Annotated in this window: 16 protein-coding genes; 4 read left to right on the top strand and 12 right to left on the bottom strand. The window is 48.5% G+C overall.

The window, feature by feature from the left end; all coding sequences use genetic code 11:
* Positions 1-61: 61 nt before the first annotated feature.
* A complete protein-coding gene (locus DESPODRAFT_RS16700; protein ID WP_004075103.1) occupies positions 62-397 on the bottom strand; it encodes a phage holin family protein in 336 nt (111 codons plus the stop codon).
* A 571-nt stretch (positions 398-968) separates the two neighbouring features.
* On the opposite strand from DESPODRAFT_RS16700, the gene DESPODRAFT_RS19670 reads away from it, so the two are divergent.
* Together DESPODRAFT_RS19670 and DESPODRAFT_RS16680 are read left to right on the top strand one after the other, a co-directional pair.
* Positions 969-2294, top strand: coding sequence for a (Fe-S)-binding protein (locus DESPODRAFT_RS19670; protein WP_083843597.1), 1326 nt, complete (start codon positions 969-971; stop codon positions 2292-2294).
* A gap of 159 nt (positions 2295-2453) precedes the next feature.
* The gene (locus DESPODRAFT_RS16680; RefSeq protein WP_052314749.1) at positions 2454-4022 is read left to right on the top strand and encodes an SDR family NAD(P)-dependent oxidoreductase; all 1569 of its coding nucleotides are present in this window, start codon (positions 2454-2456) and stop codon (positions 4020-4022) included.
* 2 nt (positions 4023-4024) lie between these two features.
* Here DESPODRAFT_RS16680 and DESPODRAFT_RS16675 read toward each other — a convergent pair whose 3' ends face one another.
* From DESPODRAFT_RS16675 to DESPODRAFT_RS20160, 11 genes are all read right to left on the bottom strand, one after another.
* Positions 4025-6886 (bottom strand): Hsp70 family protein, encoded by a 2862-nt coding sequence (locus DESPODRAFT_RS16675; protein WP_004075096.1) that lies wholly within the window; start codon positions 6884-6886, stop codon positions 4025-4027.
* A gap of 19 nt (positions 6887-6905) precedes the next feature.
* Entirely contained in the window at positions 6906-8729 is a 1824-nt protein-coding gene (locus DESPODRAFT_RS16670; protein ID WP_004075094.1) for an Hsp70 family protein, read from the bottom strand.
* A 30-nt stretch (positions 8730-8759) separates the two neighbouring features.
* Positions 8760-9563, bottom strand: a complete 804-nt coding sequence (locus DESPODRAFT_RS16665; protein WP_004075092.1) for a DUF2760 domain-containing protein — start codon at positions 9561-9563, stop codon at positions 8760-8762.
* Between the two features lie 64 nt (positions 9564-9627).
* Positions 9628-10014, bottom strand: coding sequence for a YccF domain-containing protein (locus DESPODRAFT_RS16660; RefSeq protein ID WP_004075090.1), 387 nt, complete (start codon positions 10012-10014; stop codon positions 9628-9630).
* A gap of 16 nt (positions 10015-10030) precedes the next feature.
* The gene (gene recB / locus DESPODRAFT_RS16655) at positions 10031-13642 is read right to left on the bottom strand and encodes an exodeoxyribonuclease V subunit beta (RefSeq protein WP_004075088.1); all 3612 of its coding nucleotides are present in this window, start codon (positions 13640-13642) and stop codon (positions 10031-10033) included.
* Positions 13639-17007, bottom strand: a complete 3369-nt coding sequence (recC, locus tag DESPODRAFT_RS16650) for an exodeoxyribonuclease V subunit gamma (protein ID WP_004075086.1) — start codon at positions 17005-17007, stop codon at positions 13639-13641. Before recC ends, recB begins: the two co-directional genes overlap by 4 nt.
* Before the next feature lie 5 nt (positions 17008-17012).
* Positions 17013-17486, bottom strand: coding sequence for a hypothetical protein (locus DESPODRAFT_RS16645; protein ID WP_004075083.1), 474 nt, complete (start codon positions 17484-17486; stop codon positions 17013-17015).
* A 31-nt stretch (positions 17487-17517) separates the two neighbouring features.
* Positions 17518-18039, bottom strand: coding sequence for an adenine phosphoribosyltransferase (locus tag DESPODRAFT_RS16640; RefSeq protein WP_004075082.1), 522 nt, complete (start codon positions 18037-18039; stop codon positions 17518-17520).
* 86 nt (positions 18040-18125) lie between these two features.
* A complete protein-coding gene (mtnP, locus tag DESPODRAFT_RS16635) occupies positions 18126-18881 on the bottom strand; it encodes an S-methyl-5'-thioadenosine phosphorylase (RefSeq protein WP_004075080.1) in 756 nt (251 codons plus the stop codon).
* A gap of 95 nt (positions 18882-18976) precedes the next feature.
* Positions 18977-19531, bottom strand: coding sequence for a thioredoxin family protein (locus DESPODRAFT_RS16630; RefSeq protein ID WP_004075079.1), 555 nt, complete (start codon positions 19529-19531; stop codon positions 18977-18979).
* Between the two features lie 191 nt (positions 19532-19722).
* Complete coding sequence (locus tag DESPODRAFT_RS20160; protein ID WP_157488519.1) at positions 19723-19944, bottom strand: hypothetical protein; 222 nt, start codon at positions 19942-19944, stop codon at positions 19723-19725.
* Positions 19945-20094: 150 nt separating this feature from the next.
* On the opposite strand from DESPODRAFT_RS20160, the gene DESPODRAFT_RS16625 reads away from it, so the two are divergent.
* A complete protein-coding gene (locus DESPODRAFT_RS16625) occupies positions 20095-21405 on the top strand; it encodes a cytochrome ubiquinol oxidase subunit I (RefSeq protein ID WP_004075077.1) in 1311 nt (436 codons plus the stop codon).
* A gap of 14 nt (positions 21406-21419) precedes the next feature.
* The gene (gene cydB, locus DESPODRAFT_RS16620) at positions 21420-22448 is read left to right on the top strand and encodes a cytochrome d ubiquinol oxidase subunit II (RefSeq protein WP_004075075.1); all 1029 of its coding nucleotides are present in this window, start codon (positions 21420-21422) and stop codon (positions 22446-22448) included.
* Positions 22449-22468: the final 20 nt, after the last annotated feature.

Raw genomic sequence — 22468 nt, 5'->3', positions numbered from 1 at the left:
ACCAAAAAATTTGTAATGAGTTCATTGCTTTCTTTGCCTCTTTCTATTTTTGTCTCCTGTTTTACATGGATGCCATGGTCCATTTGATCACAGAGTCCACAATGGTGATGCATAGGGCAGCGATAAACGTTGTGAAAAAATCTTTAATTTCAAAATCATCGAGCATTTTATTGGTGAGCCAGAGCAACACGGCATTGATCACCAGTTTGAACAGCCCGAATGTGATGATTATAAAAGGAAGAGATAAAAGAATCAGCAGCCAGCCAAAGAAAAAATTGATCAGGCTGTAGACAATGGCCACCCAAATGGCTGTTCCAAAATGTTTAACCCGGATACCGGGTAAAAAATTAGCCACCAGAAATACCGCGACGCTTAGAATCAGAATGTTGATCAACATTGACATTTTCTCCTTTTTTATAACAGCCATGGGCTGACCTGACATATCAACTGCCAGGCATAGCCCACAACAACGCTTGAAAGATCTGAGTCACTTACCCAGACGTTATTATAAAAAAACCCTCAGGTATTCTAACCCATACTTTCAGGCCGTGGAAAGAATTTTTATCAAATTTCACGACTGCCGGATTAAGAGCAACAGCCATGAGCCTTATCCGGTATGTCTGCGCCCAGACTAAATCCCCAGAAAAGATGAAGTTAATTTAACAACTTGTTGAGATTTTCATATAAACAGGAAAACAGGCACCAATTTTTGATCATTCAATTGAATTCACTATTATTATTTGCTATAGTTTTTTACCCATAGAGGGTTGTTTTTTTTTGGCAAATATTATACCAAATATAATCAAGATGTTATAGAAACAGTACCCTAAGGGAATAAGGCGTAAACCATGAGAAAACTGTCTGACATTATCAAGGGAAAAACAGATATCCAGGTGATCATGGGAACCCACAACTACCATTAACATGCTGATTGTTCACCTTTAACTGTATTTAAGAAAGGAAACGACATGGCAGAAACTGTCATCAAACTGGGCCGGAAGAAAAAGGCCTCAACTTTTATCGACAAGGTTAAAGAGATTCTGCCCGAGGGCGGAAATCTAAATGCCTGCCTGACATGTGGCGTCTGCGCATCAGGCTGCCCGGCCACCGGGCTGGCAGATATGGACCCCAGAAAATTTTTGCGTATGGCTGCCCTGGGCATGGATGAGGAAATTGCTGCATCGAACTGGCCCTGGATGTGCACCATGTGCATGCGCTGCATTTATGTCTGCCCCATGAAAATTGATATTCCTCAGCTTGTTTACAACGCCAGGAACTTATGCCCCAGAGAAGAGCGCCCAGTAGGCCTCGTGAATTCCTGTGACGCGGCCTTGATGCATGATACCGGTTCAGCCATGGGTACCTCTGAGGAAGATTTTGAATTTGTGGTTAATGATGTTCTCGAAGAATATAAGGAAGCCCAACCGGAATTTGAAGATATGGAAGCCCCCATTGACAAGGAAGGGGCTGAATTCTTCCTTAACCAGAACTCCAGGGAGCCGGTCACCGAACCTGACGAGATGGTCCCCTTATGGAAAATTCTTCACACCGCCGGAATCGACTGGACCTACGGCTCCAAGGGATGGGGTGGTGAAAATTATTGTATGTTTTTGGCAGATGACAAAAACTGGAAACATCTGACATCAATGAGCATTAATCAGGCCAGGAAGTTGGGGTGTAAGACGTTCCTCAATACCGAGTGAGGGCACGTTACTTACTCGGTCCGGGCCGGAGCGAAAAAATTTAATCTTGAGAGTGACGATTTAGCAATCAAAAACATTTATGAATATTATGCAAAATGGATCCGTGAAGGTCGGCTTAAACCCAGTTCCGACTGGAACAAAGACCTGAAAATTAAATTCACGGTACAGGATCCCTGCCAGATTGTCAGAAAAAGCTATGGCGATCCCATTGCCGACGACCTGCGTTTTGTTGTGAAATCCATTGTAGGTGAAGAGAACTTTGTTGACATGCAGCCCAATCATTCCAACAACTACTGCTGCGGCGGTGGTGGCGGAACGCTTCAGTCTGGGTTCAAAAAGGAACGTTTGGCCTACGGGCGGATAAAAGACGATCAGATTAAGGCCACCGGTGCGGATTACTGCATTGCCGCCTGTCACAACTGTCATGCCCAGATTCATGAGCTCAGCGAACATTACGAAGGGCATTACGGCGTTGTTCATTTATGGACCTTGCTCGCTCTGTCTTTGGGCATTCTTGGACCCAACGAAAGAGAATACTTGGGAGATGACCTTAAAGAAGTAAATGTCTTCCACCCTGAAACTGCCATGTAGAACGATTCTCTTTGGGCAAATACTGAGCCGGCAGTCTAAAATTAGACTGCCGGCTTTTTTTTAAGGCCGATCATTGACAAATCCATACCCGGGTTGACAATTTTTCTAATCAGCTATAATAATTGCCATTTTTCTATGTTTAAAAAGGAAACCAATACCGTGGAAACCCTTTGCCGGGAACAAACCGCCCCAGAAGATGAAAACCAGATACTTGAAGACATTAACCGCTGCATCCGGGTACTGGAAACCTTGGCGAACCGGTCTGAGCTTTTGGCAAAAATTTCCGAATCCGATCGCATTGCTTTGATTAAGGCGGCCGGCAAAATATCCCGGCCGGACAAAGCTGAAATAAAAAAGCGCAACAAGGATAAAAAACGACAAATTCGCTTAGCCGTTGTGGCAAAAGAGCGGCAGATGCGAGCCCAAACAGGGATCAGAAAGGCCAGGGAAGCCTCCGTATTCTCGGCGCCCCCCCGGCTTGAAGGCCCTGCGGTTGAAAGCCCTAAAGCGGCAGAACGCCTCGATTCCCCCCGCAACTGCTATGTATGCAAAGCGGAATTTACATTGCTTCACCATTTTTATGACAGCATGTGTCCTGAATGTGCACAACTCAATTACCAAAAGCGGTTCCAGACCGCATCCCTTGAAGGACAAATTGCCGTCATCACAGGCTCCAGGCTTAAAATCGGATACCAGGCCACCTTGATGATGCTTAAAGCCGGGGCCAGGGTAATCGCCACCACACGCTTTCCCAAGGATTCCGCGTTAAGATTTTCCAAAGAACCTGATTTTGACCAATGGGGGCACAGGCTCCATATCTACGGGCTGGATCTGCGTCATATTCCCAGCGTGGAGCTATTTTGCGATCATGTCAAACAGACATATCAACGCCTTGATATTTTGATCAATAATGCGGCCCAGACCGTCCGACGTCCACCCGGATTTTATGCCCACCTGATGGAGACCGAACAAAAAGATATTTCATCTTTATCCCCTGAAGCGGCCATGCTCTTAGGCCATTACCGGGACTGCCTGGCCCAGGTTACAACACAGATCCCCCGTCCTGTGGGCGAAAAAGAGGTGCTGCCGGTCTCCTGGAACGGCACAGCCCCCGGCATCGGGTTGCGGCAGTCTGCTCAACTTTCCCAGATCCCCTACGCCTATGACCACAGTATAAATACGCCCGAGGTATTTCCCGAAAAGATGCTGGATGCCGATCTTCAGCAGGTGGATCTTCGGAAAACCAACTCTTGGCGGCTGAAACTGGGAGAAATTGAGACTGCGGAGATGCTGGAAATTCAGCTGGTCAACAATGTGGCCCCCTTTGTTCTGTGCAACCGTCTGGCCCGGATGATGAAAGCAGACATTACCGGTCAAAAACACATTGTCAATGTATCGGCCATGGAGGGCAAATTCCTGCGTTTTAAAAAGGGCAGCCGTCATCCGCATACCAATATGGCCAAAGCAGCGCTAAACATGCTCACGCACACGGCTGCCGAGGATCTTGCCAAATACGGCATTTATATGAATGCCGTGGATACCGGCTGGGTCACGGATGAGGATCCGGCACGCCTTGCCCAATTAAAACAGGAACGCCACGATTTTCAGCCCCCGTTGGATATTGTGGATGGCGCAGCCCGGATCTGCGATCCTTTTTTCCACGGCATTCTAACTGGAAAACACTGGTGTGGAAAATTTTTAAAGGATTATTTTCCCATAGACTGGTAACGTTACTGTTTCCTGGGGAGACTGCTGAGTATAAGGCCCTGGGGCAGACTTTCCCCAAAAATGGACGCTTCATCGGCTGATTCAATGGGCACAACGGTATGAATTATATCAAATGACTTTTTAGGCGCCTGCATCTGTTCAAGCCACGGAACCATTATTTGAATAATATCCCGGGAAACATCACGCGTTCGATCTCCGGTTTTCCTAAGAATCTGGGCCAAGGCAGCAGCGATCTGATCCTTGGGATTCCAACGGATCTTGATCAATTTTTTTGTCCACCGTTCCACCTCTTTTGCAGGGACAACTCTATCCACAGAACCGTAAAGAAGCTCTCTTGCGCCAAGTCTGGACAAGGCCCAAAACATTTGATGCGGTGTTTTGTCCGGTTTCAACTGTGGGATCAGCTTTTGTGACAAAGCGATTTTGTCCTTTATCAACAAGCGCTCCATATTTGCTGCAGCCATCCACACTTCAGTCATCTCCTGCTTAGGTACTTTTTTCCCCGCACCGTTATTTGCCAATAAATAGCCGGAAACATCCTGAAAAAACTGCCGCTGTTGACCGGCAGTCAGCCCCCCTGCAATTCGGCGGCAAAATATCCACCATTCAACGGCATTTTGCTTTGCTTTAGGGAAAACGTTTCTTTGTAAATACACCTTCCACAATTTTGGCATACGCGCTTCATCAAAAGCATCACCAAAGCCCGGTCTCATACAAAACCCGGTCAGGTTTAACCATCGAATTTCATGCTCCGGACTATTTTCCCGCCATCTGACATTTTCAATCAGATGATCTGCCACGGCTCTAAGGAAGGATAACGGCCATTTATTTTTCTTTGTCTCAACCAGCGTTTCTATATTTTTTACAACGGAAGATAACCGGGCGTTGTCGGCAGATCCGGAAAAGGCGTCCGTCAACAGATTGCGGACATTATTTACCGTATCATCATCATACACTTCACTCTCGTCGGTTTCACCGGCTTGGGGTTCCCGCAATTGAAACTGAAGTTTCCAACGATGGGAGGATACGCTTGAGCGGCACCACATCGCAAGGGTTCCCATCTCGGTATATTCAGCCTCAACCTTAACCGGAATCCGTTTTGAGTCCCCTTTTTTTCCAAATTTAATAATGGTCTTGAGAGGCGGCAGCGGTGTCAGGGAGTCATCAACCTGCAGTATCTGCCCACTTTTATCACCGGATCTGAAACTGGAGCTGTACATTGAAAAAAGAACCGGCTGGTTGGTTACGACCTCAAATTCCATCTCCGGCAACTGGATTAACGAGCCTTCATCCAGACCACGCTCCACAATGCACAGTACGTTTTCACAGGTTGTCCCGTTGGTTTCACCGTTTTTATGTTCATTGGGGGAACGATCTGTATTCCGGAGAATATCCGAAGCAATTCCGATATAATAACTTCTGGGGCTGCCGCTGCCGACACGCACGCCGACACCCTGCTTGACAAGACCATAATAAGAGGCCCCCAGGGCAACAGAAAGATCCGGATCACTGTTGTCCAGCATCACCGGCAACGCCTGATCCTCACAGGAAAACCATTTTCGAATAGCCGACCTGATTTTGTTCTGAAACACGGATGGTTTCAGTGATCCGCCATTAAACAAAATGTGATCAGGTATGGGCTCTTTACCCAGAGTCTCTTTAATACTGTTACGATGGCGCTCTAAAAACCATCCGATATGACGGGTTATTGCAGGCTCCTGCTCATACGGAAGACCAAATTCGGCCATTGCCTTTCCTGCTTTTTTGGGATTGGCAATGCTGGGCTCAACCTCTGGGAAAAAGCCGTTGCACAAGATCTCTTCCAGCTCATTTTTTTCCAGATCTGCCGACAATGTATTGGCTATAAGAGAGCGTCCCTCACCCCTTAAGACAATTCTAACCCGGTTTTTATCACCGTTTTTATCACTGTCCGAACAAAGAAGCTTTTCTTTTGCGGCCCGGCATTTGTAACTCAGTGTTTTCCATTGATCCGGTGTAAGGTTTGCTTTTTGGGTAAATTTTGATGCGACATAACGCGCCAGCATCAGGTCTATATTGTCTCCGCCTAAAATGAGGTGATCCCCGACAGCCACCCGCTCAAACCGGGGACTGCCCTGGGACTCTTTCAATGAGATCAAGGTGAAGTCGGTGGTTCCTCCCCCCACATCACACACAAGGATCAGATCATCGGTCTTGACATGGGACTGCCAGTCATGCTCATGGCGTGTCACCCATGCATAAAAGGCGGCAAGGGGCTCTTCGAGCAGTGTTATATTGTTGCCAAACCCGGCATCTCTTGCGGCCTTCAGGGTATATTCACGGGCCGCTTCATCAAATGATGCAGGAACGGTGATGACCGTAAATTGATTTTCAAGAAACAAATCCTCATCTTTAACAAAGTGATTCCACGCTTTTCGAATATGTCTCAAATATTCACTGGTCGCTTTGACCGGAGAAATTTTCTCCACATTCTGGGATCCCCACGGCAGAATAGGCGCTTCACGGTCGGCCCGGGAATGACACAGCCAGCTTTTTGCAGATGAAACCAGCCGGGAAGGAATTTGTGAACCATGCTCCCTTGCAAACAGACCGGCAAACATGTCGTTTTCCTTTTTCCATGGATGCGTTAGTGCATCTTTGGAAACATCATACTCACCCGGAATATATAAAAAAGAGGGCAGCACTGAGACAGGGGAAAACTCGCCCGGCCCGGTTAATTGTGGCACCTTGAACACTTTTATTTCATTGTCAATGCCGACACCGGTTCCCTTTGTGTCCATGCAGGTCAGATCAGCATATGATACCGCCGAATTGGTAGTTCCCAGATCAATCCCGACCACGTATCTTTTATCTTGAAAATCCACTATAAGCTCCTACCCGCCACTACGCCTTGGGCCTTACATTCAACTCCAAACGCCATTTGCGATCATCATCCCGTGAACAGGCCCAAAATTCGAGCGTGCCGATCTCGGTTACCTTGACTTCAAAGGTGACAGGTATAAATCCTTCATCCGTTCCCGTTCTGTCCAGCTCTGTTTCAATGGAGGTTAACGCCGTGATCCCCATATCATCCCAATTATCGATCACATCTCCGAGCTGATCATCATGGCGATTGGGCGAACTCATGATATCAAAAGTGACTTTCTCGCCCACAACCAGATTAAACAGACGATCCTTGCTTTCTGCATGGCTCCCGTCTTCCATGCCAAAGGGGGCAATGCAAAGGGCTCTGGTCGGCATGGCAAGCCCGGGGATGGCGGGCATGGCCGCTTCAATAGCCATATAGTAGGACATACCCAGCCCACCGCGTATTTTAATTCCATCTCCCCGGGCGGCCTGACCATAATAAGAGGCACCCCAAGCCACGGAAAGATCATAGTCAACCGCATTGATTTCCCGAATCTCTCCACCCCCGGATGCACTGTGCCATTGTTTCAGGACACTTAAAACCCGTTCCCTGATCATAGGGGACTTCATGACGCCACCGTTAAAAACAACCGCCGTCGGCAGCCTTGGATTGCCCTGATCGTCTGTGTGAGAAGATATAAATTGGGCCAAATGCCGTGTGATGGCAGGATCGGATTCATAGGAAAGACCAAACTCTTTGATGCCTGCAGCACTGCTTCGCGCAGGTTTGTCATCCAGGCTGCATACTGGGAAAAAACCATCCAGCACGACCTGCTGTATATCTGCCAGTTTCAAGCTCAGTTTGATCGTTCCTTTAATCAGGCCGGACCCTCTTCCCAGAACCGTTACGGGATATTCATCGGCGCCCTGGGATGAAAACAATTCTTCTTTTGCTTTTCTGCAGGAGTGAACAAGCCCTCTCATCTGCCAGGCGTCCAGTTTCTGATTTTTTTCCCGAAGCTTTGCCGCAAGAAAGTATGAGAGTGTTAAATCCAGATTATCCCCCCCGACAAGAAGGTGATTGCCCACAGCCACACGCTCAAGGTTTAAAAGGCCGTCTTCCCCCTCATTCACCTCAATCAGGCTGAAATCGCTGGTACCGCCGCCGATATCACAGACCAGGACAATATCGCCTTTTTCGACTTCATCTCTCCAGTCGTCACCTGCTTTGTCAATCCAGGCATAAAAGGCGGACTGCGGCTCTTCAATGAGGACAATATCTTTCAAACCGGCCATCTGCGCAGATTTCACCGTCAATTCCCTGGCCACCGCATCAAATGATGCCGGAACCGTCAGGTAGATGGATTGATTTTCAAGACAAAGAGATGGATCATCAGCAGCCATTTCATGATTCCAGGCATTTTTTATATGCCTGAGCAGCGCACATGAGGCCTGAACCGGAGACAACTTCTTAATATCTTTTGTGGTCTCCCAGGGCAGGATAGGCGTCTCCCTGTCAACCGCCGAATTGCACAACCATGACTTTGCCGAAGAGATCAGTTTATGGGGAACTTCGGCACCTCGCTCCCTGGCAAATTCGCCTGCGACAGTCACCGCATCATCTTCTTGCCATGGCAGCTGTAAGGCGTCCGAATCGTCTTCATGTCCTTGCTTGACATAAAGAAAAGAGGGAAGAGAGTCTCTTAATTCAACCACCCCGGGGCCTGTGAGTTGCGGCACCCTGAAAAGGTTTATTTTTGCCATTTCCCTGGGTACTCTTTCAACCTGCATATCTGCGTAGGCCACTACGCAATTTGTTGTCCCAAGATCTATTCCAACGATATATCGGCCCTCTTTCACGGCTCACTCCTACAAATCAATAAATTTTTTTTATTCAAGTTCTACTTCTGCCGGTGCGATAATGGAGGTGTCTTGTACATCTGACAGTTTGGGTACCTCATTTTTTGCAGCCTTCCATCCCCGATGCCTCAACACCCCTTTAAAAGGAGGTTCACCGGAAACATTCCCCGTTAATTTTATGGCATTGGGGTCAAACCCCAATTCAACTTCAACAATATCCCCTTCTTCTTTATCAATAACCGGCACCGGGGACAGATACTTGTTGACACTTTTCTTGCAGTCTTCCTGTATGCTTCTAACGGCAGCGCCAATCTGCTCATCATCGTAGACCGACAGTTCTTCGGCAAAAAAATCCAGCAACCGCCCTTCCCGTTGTAACACCGATATAAAATGCAGAAAAAGTCTTTTTTGCCGCTCTTGTTCCAATCGTTTATCCACAAAGTCCTTTTTCTTTGCGCCGTCATCTCCTTCACGGCCTTTTTGATCAACCGGCATGGAAGCAAGAGCGCCAAACAATGAAGCGACGCTTAATTTTAAAACACCCCAGAGAATAAGGCCTAAAACTAAAAAAACAAGGATTGTAAATAGGACAACCTGGGCAATATATTGGGTCGTGACCATATCTGAAAATTGAGCCACATCAGCCAGGCTTTGAATTGTAATTGTCGCATTAATTCCCGGTATAGTGATTATGCCATCAGATCCTGGTGCAAAGAGCAATGCCATCTTCTTGAATCCAAAATAGATTCCGGCACCTATCGCCCCGCCAATGGTCACCATAAACAGCACAATAACTATCAATGATCTTGTCGCATATGCCTTTGTTGTGTTCACTATATAGTTTCTCCTGATTTTTTGTATTTTTAGGTTTTGTTTTATAAATTTAACTCATTATGTGTTAAATCGAAACCGTACGTGTTCCTAAAGGTGCAAAACATACAGCAGCCAGCCGGAAATGGGCGAAGCCGAAGGGAATGCCGATAATGGTCACACAAAGACTGATGCCTGCCAGAATGTGCGAAAGGGCCAGCCATATCCCGGCAAAGATGATCCACAAAATGTTGGCGAGGGTTGTACCGGTGATCACCTCTTCGCCCACAGCCCTGGCATCCACAAGTGTCTTGCCGTAAGGAAAGGCGGCAAATCCTGCAATTCTGAACGCAGCCCAGCCAAAGGGAATGCCTATAACCGTAAGCATTAAAATGCAGCCTGTAAGAATCCATAAAAGGCCTGCAGCCCATCCCCCGCCAAGTACAAACCAGAGTAGATTCAATAAAAAGGTCATTGTTCCTCCTGAAATTTCAAGATAAAAGTGTTCTCAACTGTTTTATCAATTCATTGCCGGGCCTGTCAAAATAGATCCCGGTGTTTGTGTTCCCGGCCATCCCCCGGATAAACAGGTAAAAGACGCCGCCAAAATGTTCCCCATAATTATAATCTTTCACTCGTAACCTTAAATACCTGTCCAGGGCCGCAAGGTAAAGATGATATTGCAGAATGTAATCGTGACTGATCATGGCCGACGTCAGCGCTGCAGGACTATAATCACTGAAACAAGGCCCCAGGTAATTGGACTTGTAATCCAGGATATACCACTGGTTTTCATGGCAGACCACAAGATCGATAAATCCTTTTAAAAACCCTTGAAACCCGGATAACTGCATGGATAATATCCTGGCACCGTAACCGGCAGTTTTTTCATCTTTGTCAACCTTTTCGAACAGTTTACCAAGGGCTGTCGGGCTAAACCGGTCTATGGTGATGTTAAACTCCATCTCGACCAGCCGGTGGCTCAGCGGAATCTGATCCAGGGAAAAACAACGGCCCTGCCCCGTATCAAGGGGGGCGGATAAAATACCCTTGACGGCATCGCAGATATCCGGAACAGCCTTCGGCATGGCAAACCCAAACCGGTCAAGGTTGCTGACAACAGACGGTTCAATGGTAGCAGGATCGCAAAAATCAATTTCCTCAAACACCTTGTGGAAAAAATCACCTGCCCCCGGGCCTTTGGGAAAGGTGGAGAGGGGCACAATATCCGTGGCAGGTGCAGCATCTTTCACAAAGAGATCGGGGGCAGGTTCCTGCCTCTCCTTTTGCCCGTCCTGCACAGGATCATGGTTGTGTCCTGAAGCCAGGGCTGAATAGCTTGATACTCGCCAGGCAGGGGCAACCTTTCTGGTCATGATCTTTGGGGTAAAATCATTATCTTGAACCGTTTGAGCATCAAAGATGCCTTCGGGCAGGGCACCGGGTTTCAGTATGAAGGCTTCAATGCTTTGATCTGACTTTTCACACAATTTTTCAAGATCCGCAAGCAAGCTGTGATCTTTCCCTGAACTGCCAGGATGCAAGAGGCGTGCTAACGCAGAGCCTTCAATGCCTGCAAAATTTCCCCAATATATCCTTACACCGGACGACGCCCGGGTCAGGGCCACGTAGAGCAGACGCATCTCTTCGGCAGCTGCTTCGTTCCGGTTCAGCTGCACGGCCCGTTCCCTGTTCTCCGAACCCAGATCCAGCACCAGGACATTGTTCTCTTCCGGGTCATGGAATAAAACAGGCGCATGGGTATCCTTGACGGTGCCGACGTGCCACAAAAAAGGCAGAAATACAATGGGGTATTCAAGTCCCTTGCTTTTGTGGATGGTGACAATTGCCACGGCCCGGGCATCGCTTTCCAGGCGAAGCTCATCGGCTGTGGCCTGCCGGGTTTGTTCAAACAGCTGTTTTCGAAACCATTCAATGAGCAAACTGATCTTGGACGCGCTCTCTTTACCCAGGTTCATGGCGGCCTGGGCCAAAAGCTCCTTTAAATGAAATAGATTGGTCAGTCCCCGTTCATCCATATGGAGACACGGGCAAGGCAGGGCATCCTCCTGGTACAAAAGGGCCGTGATCATGGGAACAAAGCCTTTTTCTTCCCAGATCCGCCTGTAGCCTGCAAACCGGTCCTGCCAGAATCCCGTAAGGGTATCATCGGTATTCATGCGCCTTAAAAACGCCTCATCCGCCTGGTACACTGATGATACCAAAGCCGCCTTGATCAGGCCCATCTCCCCGGGACGGGCCACTGCGCAAAGGATGTCATAAAGCTCCCGGGCCTGAACGGAATCGAACACAGAACCCGTTTTGGACAAAAAGCAGGGGATGCCCCGTTTAACAAGTGCCTTTTGCACCGCCTCGGCCTGGAGATTGGTGCGCACCAGCACAGCCATCTCCCCCGGCGTCACCGGTGTTGCCGCACCTTGATCGCCGGATTTGTCCTTGCCCTGCAGACAGGTCTGGGGATCCTTTAAAATGGAAAGCATATCCTTTGCAAAGGTGTCTAATATGAGATCCTGGGCATCGGATTTATTTATTACACCGGTTTTGTTACCGGGCAGCCCTTCTGTGTCCACAAGCACAAAGGTTGCAGGCGGAACAGGGAGACCGTTGCAGACCAGTCGCTCAACAGCTGTCTCTGGGGTTCCCACAGGTTGAAAAGGAATGAGTTCAAATTCAAACGGATTGTCTTTTGATAAAAAAATGGTATTCACGGCCTGCACCATGGCCGGCGCGGAACGATAATTTTTTGCCAGGGTAAAGCGTTGGTCGCAGGCCCTGGACGCGGTCATATAGGTAAAAATATCACCGCCCCTGAAACCATAAATGGCCTGCTTGGGATCGCCGATCATGAAAAAGGGAGTACCCGGATCCGTGAACAGGATGGAAAAAATTTTGTACTGTCCCGGGTCCGTGTCCTGGAACTCATCAATGAGGCAGGCATGGAACCGTTTTCTCACAGCCGCTTTCAACACATGGCCGCCCGGCCCGTCCAGGGCAGCTGAAAGATCATTGATCAGATCATCAAAAAAACATGCACCCTGCCCCTGCTTCATGGCAGCCAGGGCCTTTGCATAATCATCAAGAAACAGATATCGTAATGCAATAAGATTTGCCGCCATGGACCGGGACAGGTCAAGCAGGCGTTCACAAAGGTCAAAAAAAAGATGGACCGGAGGGGTGTGGCCGGCCTTTGTTTTTTCTGTCAGCCGGGTCCGGGTAAATTTATACAGGGCATCTCCCTGTTCATTCATGTCAAACAGCAGATCGGTGCCGGGGCTTCTTTCAAATTTTGCTTGACAGGCATCCAGCCAGTTGGAAAGATTCTTTTTATTGTAACTTCGTTTATCTATCCCTGCATGGTTCTGGATCAGGTTCCGGATACCTTCCGGTTCTTGGCTCAAAATTTGCGCGGCTGAATTAACGGTCTTTCTGTAATCATCCCAAATGTCTTGAAACGCCGGCTGTTCCGGCACCACTCTGACGTCCGGCTGGGATGCGGCACGAAGAAGGCCTTTGGCAAAGGTCTCCGGGGTAATATTGTTCTGGTCCAGAAAAGATAAAAACAATGGATCCAGATGGTTGATGCGGCCTGAAAAAAAGTCCCGAAGCACCTGGTCAACAAAGCCCCGGTTATCCGCCATAAGTTCCATGTCAAAATGGGCATTGCTTTCAAAGGCATTTTCCCTGAGTACCGAAAAACAAAAAGAGTGAATAGTCATAATTGCGGCCTGGTCAAAACAGGTCACTGCGAGACGAAGCAGGCGACGGATTCTATCCGCATCATTTTGTCTTTGCAAAAAGACAGTGAGATCGTCCGGCGCGTATTCATCACTTTCCTGGCCGGACAAGACCATCAGACAGTGAACCAGACGTTTCCGGATTCTTAATTTCAACTCTGCGGCAGCGGCTTCCGTAAATGTCACCACGAGAATGGATTCCACCTTATATCCCATGGCCACCAGCCGGACAAACAGGGTGGTGATGGTATATGTCTTTCCGGTTCCTGCACTGGCTTCGATCAGGCTGATCTTTTGAAGATCAAGGGCAAAGGGGTCAAGGGGCAGAGGCAATGCAGGTCTGTTCATAATATTAAACACGCCAGCATGGGCCTGTATACGGCAAGGCCTGCATCCAGCACCCCGGAATGCTCAAGGGTCAACGGATCTGAAAAGGGGTTGTCCTGGCCGAAAACAAGGGCAGTGTATCGGTTAAAGCTCTCCCCGGTTGAATTAAACGTGTTGCGCCACAAGCCGGCACATTTGCCTGTCGCCGTTGAGAGGGATGATGCTGACAGGTCATAGTTCCGTGAGGATAAATCCCAAACCAGATGGAAACAAAGATCGGCAAAAAAGGGAAAAACTCGTGCCTTTCCGTCCAGGAAATATCCGGCCAGATCCAGGAGCAACGCCCGGGCTTGGGACTTTTCTTTAACGGCAGAAAATTGAAATCTTACCGCAAGCTTTTTGCCCTTGGGGTCCTGCCCCACCATCACGGTGGCGCCTGGGTGTTCTTCAACACACGAATAGGCCAGGTGCATAATCCACTGGGTCAGCAGCCGGGAGGGGTTCAGTCTGCCAAAACCTGCCACGGCCCGGCCCTGGTCATACACATCCGTCACCCGGCCTGTGATGCAGCAGGTCTCTGTTTGGAAACACAAATCCAGTATCTGTGGATTTGTGTCAGGGAGTTCATTTTGGGCCAGATACTTTACAGGTTCTGCCAGATCATTAATCCTGGCCCATTCCTGCTTTCCTTTGTTTCCAAAAGGCAGCCGGCCCTGGGCCTTTACCAAGGAATAGAGATCAATGTCTTCACGATTTTCAACCGCCAGGGAACCCAGATCGTAAAGGGAGAGCCCGGACAGCCTGAAAGGCTCCCGCTCATCAGGCTCCTCTCCCGGCTCCGGATATATCACGCCCAGGGTATCCGTGACATAATACCGGACAGGATGCCTGAAAAACGCAATGAGATCGGAAAGTGCAATCATCGGCATCTCTTCCGATGCCTGCTGTTTCACAGCGTTGTCACCATCCGGAGCCCGAAAACAAAAACCGGGTGCGCCGGCATTCTCTCCTTGTCCTTTGTTCCTGGTGCTCTGGCTCCTGCTGATACGGCACTGGGCTTTTGAATAGGAGAAATATCCAGGCCCACGGGTATCTGAAAAATAATCCGGACTGAACGGATGCAAAGGGTGGGCAAACTGCCATTGGAACCCCTGGGGAAAGACAAAGCTGTTTTTAACGGTATCAACCAGTTCCGCCACAGGGGAGGCCACGGGAACCGGAGCGTTGTCACTGATGCGCATGCCGGTATAGGTAATAATAAGCCGAAGACGTGCGCACAGCAAAGCCTCCAGAAAAAGCTCACAATCCTCCTGGCGATCCTGCTTGTCCCCAAGCCGGGGGTTTGGGCGGATCAGGTCAAATCCGGGGGAAGTGCCTGTCCTGGGAAAACTTTGGGCATCCATTCCCATAAGGCAGACAAGCTTGAACGGGATGCTGCGCATGGGCATGAGATTACAAAATGTAATGCCCCCGGAAAGAAAACTGCCCTGGGAAATATGCACATCAAGTTTGGCAGTCAGGGCCAGGCGAACAGCGCAAAAAGAGATCGGTCTTTCAAACCCGGCCTGACCGGCCTGCTTTTCCATATCATCCAGGGCATTGAGCAGTACAGCCATGTCCCCGTCATTGCCAAGATCCTTTGCCAGTATGTCCGAAATAATGGTCCGAAACCGGGTGGTCCACTCCCGGATCGTGCCGGGGGAATCCATCAGGTCCAGTGCCTTGAACAGAGAATAAATAAAATGGGCGGCTTTTCCTAAAATCTCCCCTTCAAGCCCTTTAAATCCGTCGCAGGGAAGCACATCATTGACAAACACGGTACTTGCCTCGGGCAGGGCAAACCCTGCCATGAGCCGGTTCAGGCCAAAGGTCCAGGTGTTTTGTTCATAGGGCCGGCCCAGAATTTTTTCGCGATGGGCACCGTCCCTGCCCCACAAGATCCCGGCAGCGTCAAATAAGGAAGAAACAAGGTCCTGGTCTCCCATGGTCAGCCCGAACTTATCGGCAATGACAGGGCAGGATAAAAGTCCCATGATTTTTGATTTTTCAAGACGCGCCTCTTTCATGTCAAGGATATTTAAAAAGGCGGAAAGGGTTAAAGATTCAGAACGTCGGCGGCGGTCCGACACAGTAAAGGGCAGCCCCGGTGACTGGGAGAACACAGCCTCCAGAAACGGGGCATAGGCTTCGATATCCGGCATCATCACCACCACGTCATGGGGGCAAAGACCGGGATCACGGTCCAAGGCATCCAGGATAAGATCTTTGAGCACCTGGGCTTCGCGCATGGGGGAATGACAGGCATGAACGGCCAGGGAATCATCGCCGGTTAAAACGGCAATGGCGGCATCTGCCCTGCCCTTGCCCCGCCAGACAAGGTTCAGGATATCGGACTGAATCACCCTGAGCATATCGGCAACGCCCTGGCCATCCGGCGTCGTGTCATCCGGCATGGCAGCCGGGTCCTCAAACAGATCGCCCATGGGCTCATCATAATCAAAATTTTCAAGAAGGCCCTGGGTTTCCCTGCTGCTTTGACCGAGGGCACCAAGCAGGGGATTTCCCTCTTCCGGCAACTCTGAAACAGCCTTATTTTTCAATGCTGCCTTTTCCTGCTGTCGCGGCGAAGGCAGATCAAAAAAGAACTGATGGGTTGGGGTGAGCAAAAACAGAAACACATCTATCTTCCCGCCCAACAGATTAAAAAGATTCAGAAAAAATGGGGGCATGGCAGAGATCCCGAACAGGGATATACGCCGGGGTAAAGCCGTTGTATTGACGGCACCGGTTTCAAGGGCGGCAACACAGGCCTGCATTTGGTCGGGCAGGGACACGCCTTTTTTGATCAACTCCTGCCACAAAACAGCCTGCCACAAGGCATGGGGATCTGCAAATGCTTGGTTCTCCCCCCTGCCCCAGGCCGCGAGCATGTCCGGACGGTATACCTGGTAATCATCCAGAACGTTTGCTATTCTGTGGCTTAACGCCATGGCTTTGGTACCGGTGTCATCATGTTTTAGGTATGTTCCAGGACCGATAAAATCAATATCTGCCCGGGCCGACTCCGACCCCTTGGCCATGAGTATATCCAGAACAGCCCAGGCCATCATGTCCCGGTTCAGCAAACCCGATTCTGAAACGCCTGTCTCCTGATTGTCGCAGCTCTGCTCCCGGATATATTCAAGCATCTGCCGGGGAAACATAAAACGAACATTGGCGCACACCCCGAAATGACGGGCAATCACCTGGGAGAGCCATTGTTTCATGCCCCGGGACTGAATCCCTATAAATTCGGAGGATATGGGATTGTCAGGGACCTTGCCGATTACGGTGCAAAGGGCCTGGGCCAGATTTTCCATACGATTGCTTTTGATCAGATTGAACATAGAAATCAAAAAAAATGGAATCCGGATTCAGGCCTGTAAGGGTTGAACACCTGAATCTTGTGATTTGAATCATCTACAATCATACCTGTGGAATAATAAAATGAGAACCAAACACCTATGGTGTTTCCAGCCGGACCAATAATGCTTCTGGCGTACATTCTGTTCCGGCCGGTTTCCAGATTACTTAAATGGTCGATCTTGCGATAAAGATCCGGTCCGGCTTCAATGGGAACCCAGAATTTTGTTTCAAACGTATAGGCAGGGTCAATGCCCACCACAGCATAGGGCAGATTTTCCCTGCCACAGTAAAAATAGGATAACTGTTCAGGGAGCAGCTTTTCCCGGTACTGTTCCATGAGTGCCGGACTGTGCGCCATATGTCCTGTCGTACGAAATCCGCATCCTGCCGGAATGAAAAAAAATAAAAGAAGCAGGAAGGCGGTCACCTGCAAGCCTAAATGGATAAGGTTAATTTTCATGAATCTGCTCCTCCTGAGCCCTCACATTAAATTATTCTCCTTCAAACTCAGTGATACTGAACACGGGACAGCCGAGGATCTGTTCCCGACCTTTAAGATCAGGCAGTTCTACAACAAAGGCGCATTCCAGCAGATCAGCCCCAAGCTGTTTAACCAATTTGACCGTGGCCCCCGCAGTGCCGCCGGTTGCAATGAGATCGTCCACAATGACCACTTTTTCGCCGGGGGTAACCGCATCCTCGTGCATCTCAAGGATGCCTTCCCCATATTCAAGGCTGTAGCTCTGCTCAATGGTTTTGTGGGGCAGCTTTCCTTTCTTGCGCACCGGGACAAAACCGATACCAAGGCGATAGGCCAGCACTGCACCGAACACAAAGCCTCTGGCATCAATGCCGACCATCTTGTCAAGATTCTTGTCCTTATAGCGGTCGTAGAAAATATCACAGGAATATCTAAATGCGTTAGGGTCCTGCATCAATGTGGTCAAATCTCTGAAAATCACCCCTTTGATGGGCCAGTTGGGAATACTTCTAATATTTTGCTTTAAATCCATTTTTTATTGTTTCTCCTCTACGCATATATAGTTGATACTTTACTTTCATTTTTTGTTCCAGGTTGCGCCTGGGTGGACAGACCGGATCAGGCCATGGTTGTTATTTCTGAAACAGTCTTGATGAACAATTGCTTGACATTATCTGCATTTTTGTTGAACACAGATAAAATCTCATCCCAGGTGACCGGGGCTTCATCCTGTTTCCAGCAGTCATAATCCGTGGCCATGGCCACGGCCGCATAAGGGATGCCCGCCTCATTGGCCAGCATGGCCTCGGGTGCCGTAGACATATTGATGACATCCGCGCCCCACAGCCTGAACATGTTGGATTCGGCCACGGTTGAAAATCGAGGGCCTTCGATGGTTACCACGCATCCTTTGCCGTGGACCTTCAGTCCCAGCTCCGTGGCGGATCTGTACAGCACATTGCGCAGGGACTCATCAAAGGGATGCGCCATGGCCGTGTGAACCACGCCTTGCTCAAAAGAGTCGGTAAAGGTATTTTTACGAAACCGGGTAAAATCAATAAACTGATCCAGAATCACAAAATGGCCCCGGTCGATTTCTTGCCTCAGGCTGCCGCAGGCGGTTGTGGCAAGGATATGGGTGGCACCGGCCTGTTTGAGGGCATATATATTTGCCCGGTTATTCACCTGGGTGGGGCTGTACTGATGCTTGCGGCCGTGTCTTGCCAGAATCAATACCTGGGTGTCGTTGATCAGACCGGTCATGATATCAGAGGAAGGCGGACCATAGGGGGTGTCTGCCTCAATTTTTTTACACTTTTCTAAAATATCAGTATCATCCAGTCCCGACCCGCCAATAATGCCGACCCGTATCATCTTCAATTCTCCTAAAATAAAAACCAATCAACAAGACCTTTGCGCTATCATAGATCGCATCAGATATTCAAGCAGGAATTTATCAGAAGAATGAATCAAGAGCTTTCTTGTTGGACATATTCCTGGAAATTCATGGTTCTGTAACTTTGGGTGTGGATATATTGTAATATCGAGAGCAGCTGATCCGCATTGACAAATCCGGGCAGATTATTAATTTTTGTCCCGTCCGCTTCCAGGAACCAAAGGCTTGGAAGCCCCCGGACCCCCCATTGGCGTGCCAGTTTTTCACGTTTATCCGTATCTACGCCAATGCTGATAAAATGATCGTTCAGATAGGCTTTAATGCGGTCATCCGTGAATGTTTCCTTTTCTAATTTAACACAGTATCCGCACCAGGCTGCATGGAAATAAAGAAAAATGCTTTTACCCTCTTCCCTGGCCAGGCTCATGCCCGGCGTGTAATCATTCCAGGATATATTTTGGGGCGGTGACATTGATGAATTTTGCGAGGTTGAATTTCCAGCAGCAGGCGGTTCAATGTTGACCCGGGGGGCCCCGGTATCTAAATCCGCCGCAGACCGGTTGTATAGATATATCCCACCCACCGCCAGTACCACCAGTATCCCTACCAATATATTTTCTTTTCTCATTTTCAGTCCTTCTTAACCAACCTTAAAGCTACCTGCTCCAATGTTGTTATAGTTGTTTACATGCCGGGCATTTTAATCGTAAAAAATATACCGACATTGGGGAATAGAGGCATTCACCCCCGATTAACCATTACAGAAAAGTCAAAATAGCACAAAATCATAGGATAAAAAAGACGACAGATTTTTACTCGTCAGTCATAAGTTTGATGATGGCATGCGGCGCGGAACACAGTAAATTCCTGACCAACAAATTGCTGACGCTGAAATACAGACATTCGACATAAACCAGATGTCAAAAAAATGATTTTCAAAAGTCCAGGCTCGACTTGAAAATCCGGTAACATTCCGGTATGCTGACAACAAAATTCAAAAAGATCTTCGGCGTCATTACAATCCAACTTGGAAACTGGCATGTTACTTGCCTAAAGCCTTGCTAAAGTTAATCCAGACAACTTTAAACCTAAAGGAGCAAGCCAATTAAGCGCAAAGCATGGAAAACACAATTTTAATTGTAACAATCGTTATAAAAACTTTTTTAATCAACTTTTAACCTGGAGGAATTTATGGATCCGGTTTTTCTGTCCAGACTGCAATTTGCAGCAGCAACCATGTTCCATTTTCTTTTTGTTCCATTAACCCTTGGCCTGTCCATTTTGATCGCGTACATGGAGACCAAGTATGCCTGGTCAGGGGACAAAAATTATTTGAGGATGACCAAATTCTGGGGAAAGCTGTTTTTAATTAATTTTGCCCTGGGCGTTGTCACCGGCATCACTCTGGAATTTCAATTCGGCACCAACTGGTCCCGGTACAGTGAGTATGTGGGGGATGTATTTGGTTCCCTTCTGGCCATTGAAGCATCCGCCGCCTTTTTCCTTGAATCCACCTTTATCGGGATCTGGATTTTCGGCTGGAAAAAGATTTCAGCCAAGGCCCATGCCATTGTGATGTGGCTGGTGGCAATAGCCGGCAATTTCAGTGCCGTCTGGATTTTGATTGCCAACGGGTTCATGCAAAATCCAGTGGGATATGATATCAGAAACGGGCGTGCGGAACTCACTGATTTTCTGGCGGTGATCACCAACAAGCACGGTCTTTTGGAAATCATCCATGTGGTCCCGGCATCCCTGCTTTTAGGATCCTTTTTTGTGATGGGCATCTCTGCGTACCATCTGCTGAAAAAACAGCATACCGAAATTTTTTTAAAATCTTTCAGGATCGCTCTGGTTGTCGGCCTTGTCAGTTCTCTGACTGTAGGGTTAACAGGAGATATGCATGGCGTTAACGTCTCCAAAACCCAGCCGGCCAAACTGGCAGCCATGGAATCCCACTGGGAAACCCGTGCTCAGGCTCCCATTGTCATGTTTGCCATACCCGATGAAACCCAGGAAAAAAACAAGATCGAAATCGGCTCTATTCCCGGATTATTAAGTTTTTTAGGGTTTCATGATTTCAATGCCGAGGTCATTGGGTTACAAGATATCCCCAAACAGGATCGTCCACCGGTGCTGCCGACATTTGTCGGCTTCAGGACCATGGTGGGACTTGGCACCCTCTTCATTCTTCTTATGATTTACGGCTGGATCCGGCGCAACAAGCTGCTGGAAAGCCCCAATTTTTTAAAAATCATGTTCTGGTCCATTCCTTTGCCATATATCGCCATGGAAATGGGATGGGTGGTTTCTGAAGTGGGACGCCAACCTTGGATTGTTTACAATCTGATGCGTACGTCCGATGCGGCGTCCCCGATTGCCGGCGCCCAGGTTATGGTATCACTTACGGCATTTATCTTGGTCTATGGCCTGCTTGGGGCTGTGGGGTTCTACCTGATGGCCAAATCCGTTAAAGAAGGCCCTGAGGCCGTTACCGCATAAGGAGGATAGAGTAAATGGAACTTCAATCAATTTGGTTTTTTCTATGGGGACTTCTTTGGGCGATTTTTTTCCTGACAGACGGATTTGATTTCGGCATCGGTATCCTATATCCGTTTGCCGGAAAAACAGATCGGGACAAACGGGTTATGCTCAATGCCAAGGGCCCTTTATGGGACGGAAACGAAGTATGGCTGATCACAGCCGGCGGCGTAACCTTCGCAGCGTTCCCAAAAGTATACGCCACCATGTTTTCATCCCTTTACACCCCGCTGCTGCTCATTTTATTTGCATTGATCTTCAGGGGTGTGGCTCTGCACTTCAGGGGAAAAATTGAAAGCCCAGGCTGGAAAAAAACATGGGATACCTTGATTTTTCTGGGATCTTTTTTTCCGGCCCTCTTGTTCGGGGTGGCTTTTGCCAACATTTTTGCAGGAATTCCCTTTGACAACCAGGGCCTGTACCACGGCAATACCTTGAAGCTGCTGAACCCTTACGGACTTCTCGGCGGTATATTGTTTGTCCTGCTGTTCATTCTTCATGGGGCCAACTGGATGACCATCAAGGCCACAGGAGAACTGCAGGAACGCTTTGCCCAAATTGCCGCCAAAACATGGATGGTGCTTGTGCCTGTAGCCGTGGCGTTTCTGATCGCCTCATTTTTTGCAACAAGTCTCTATGACAATTACATCAAATCCCCAGCCCTGTTCTTAGTGATTGTCCTGGCTGTGGCGGCTATGTTTCTTGCACGTTATTTCAACGCAAAAAAGGCATGGTTCAAAGCCTGGTTTGCATCGGCCCTGACTATTATGGGATGTACTTTTTTCGGAATCTTCGGCCTTTTTCCGGCTTTGTTTCCCTCAAGCATGAACCCGGCCTGGAACCTGACTGCATTTAACGCATCGTCAAGCCCTCTGACCCTTAAAATAATGCTGGTCGTGGTTTCAATTTTCATTCCCATTGTCATTGCATACCAGTCCTGGTCCTACCATTTGTTCAAAGACCCTATTACTGACGAAGATCTGGACATGGACGAAGCGTATTAGCTATATAATCAAATCTACCC

Source organism: Desulfobacter postgatei 2ac9 (genome assembly GCF_000233695.2).
Classification (GTDB): Bacteria; Desulfobacterota; Desulfobacteria; order Desulfobacterales; family Desulfobacteraceae; genus Desulfobacter; species Desulfobacter postgatei.
This window is presented reverse-complemented; position numbering and strand designations above follow the sequence as displayed.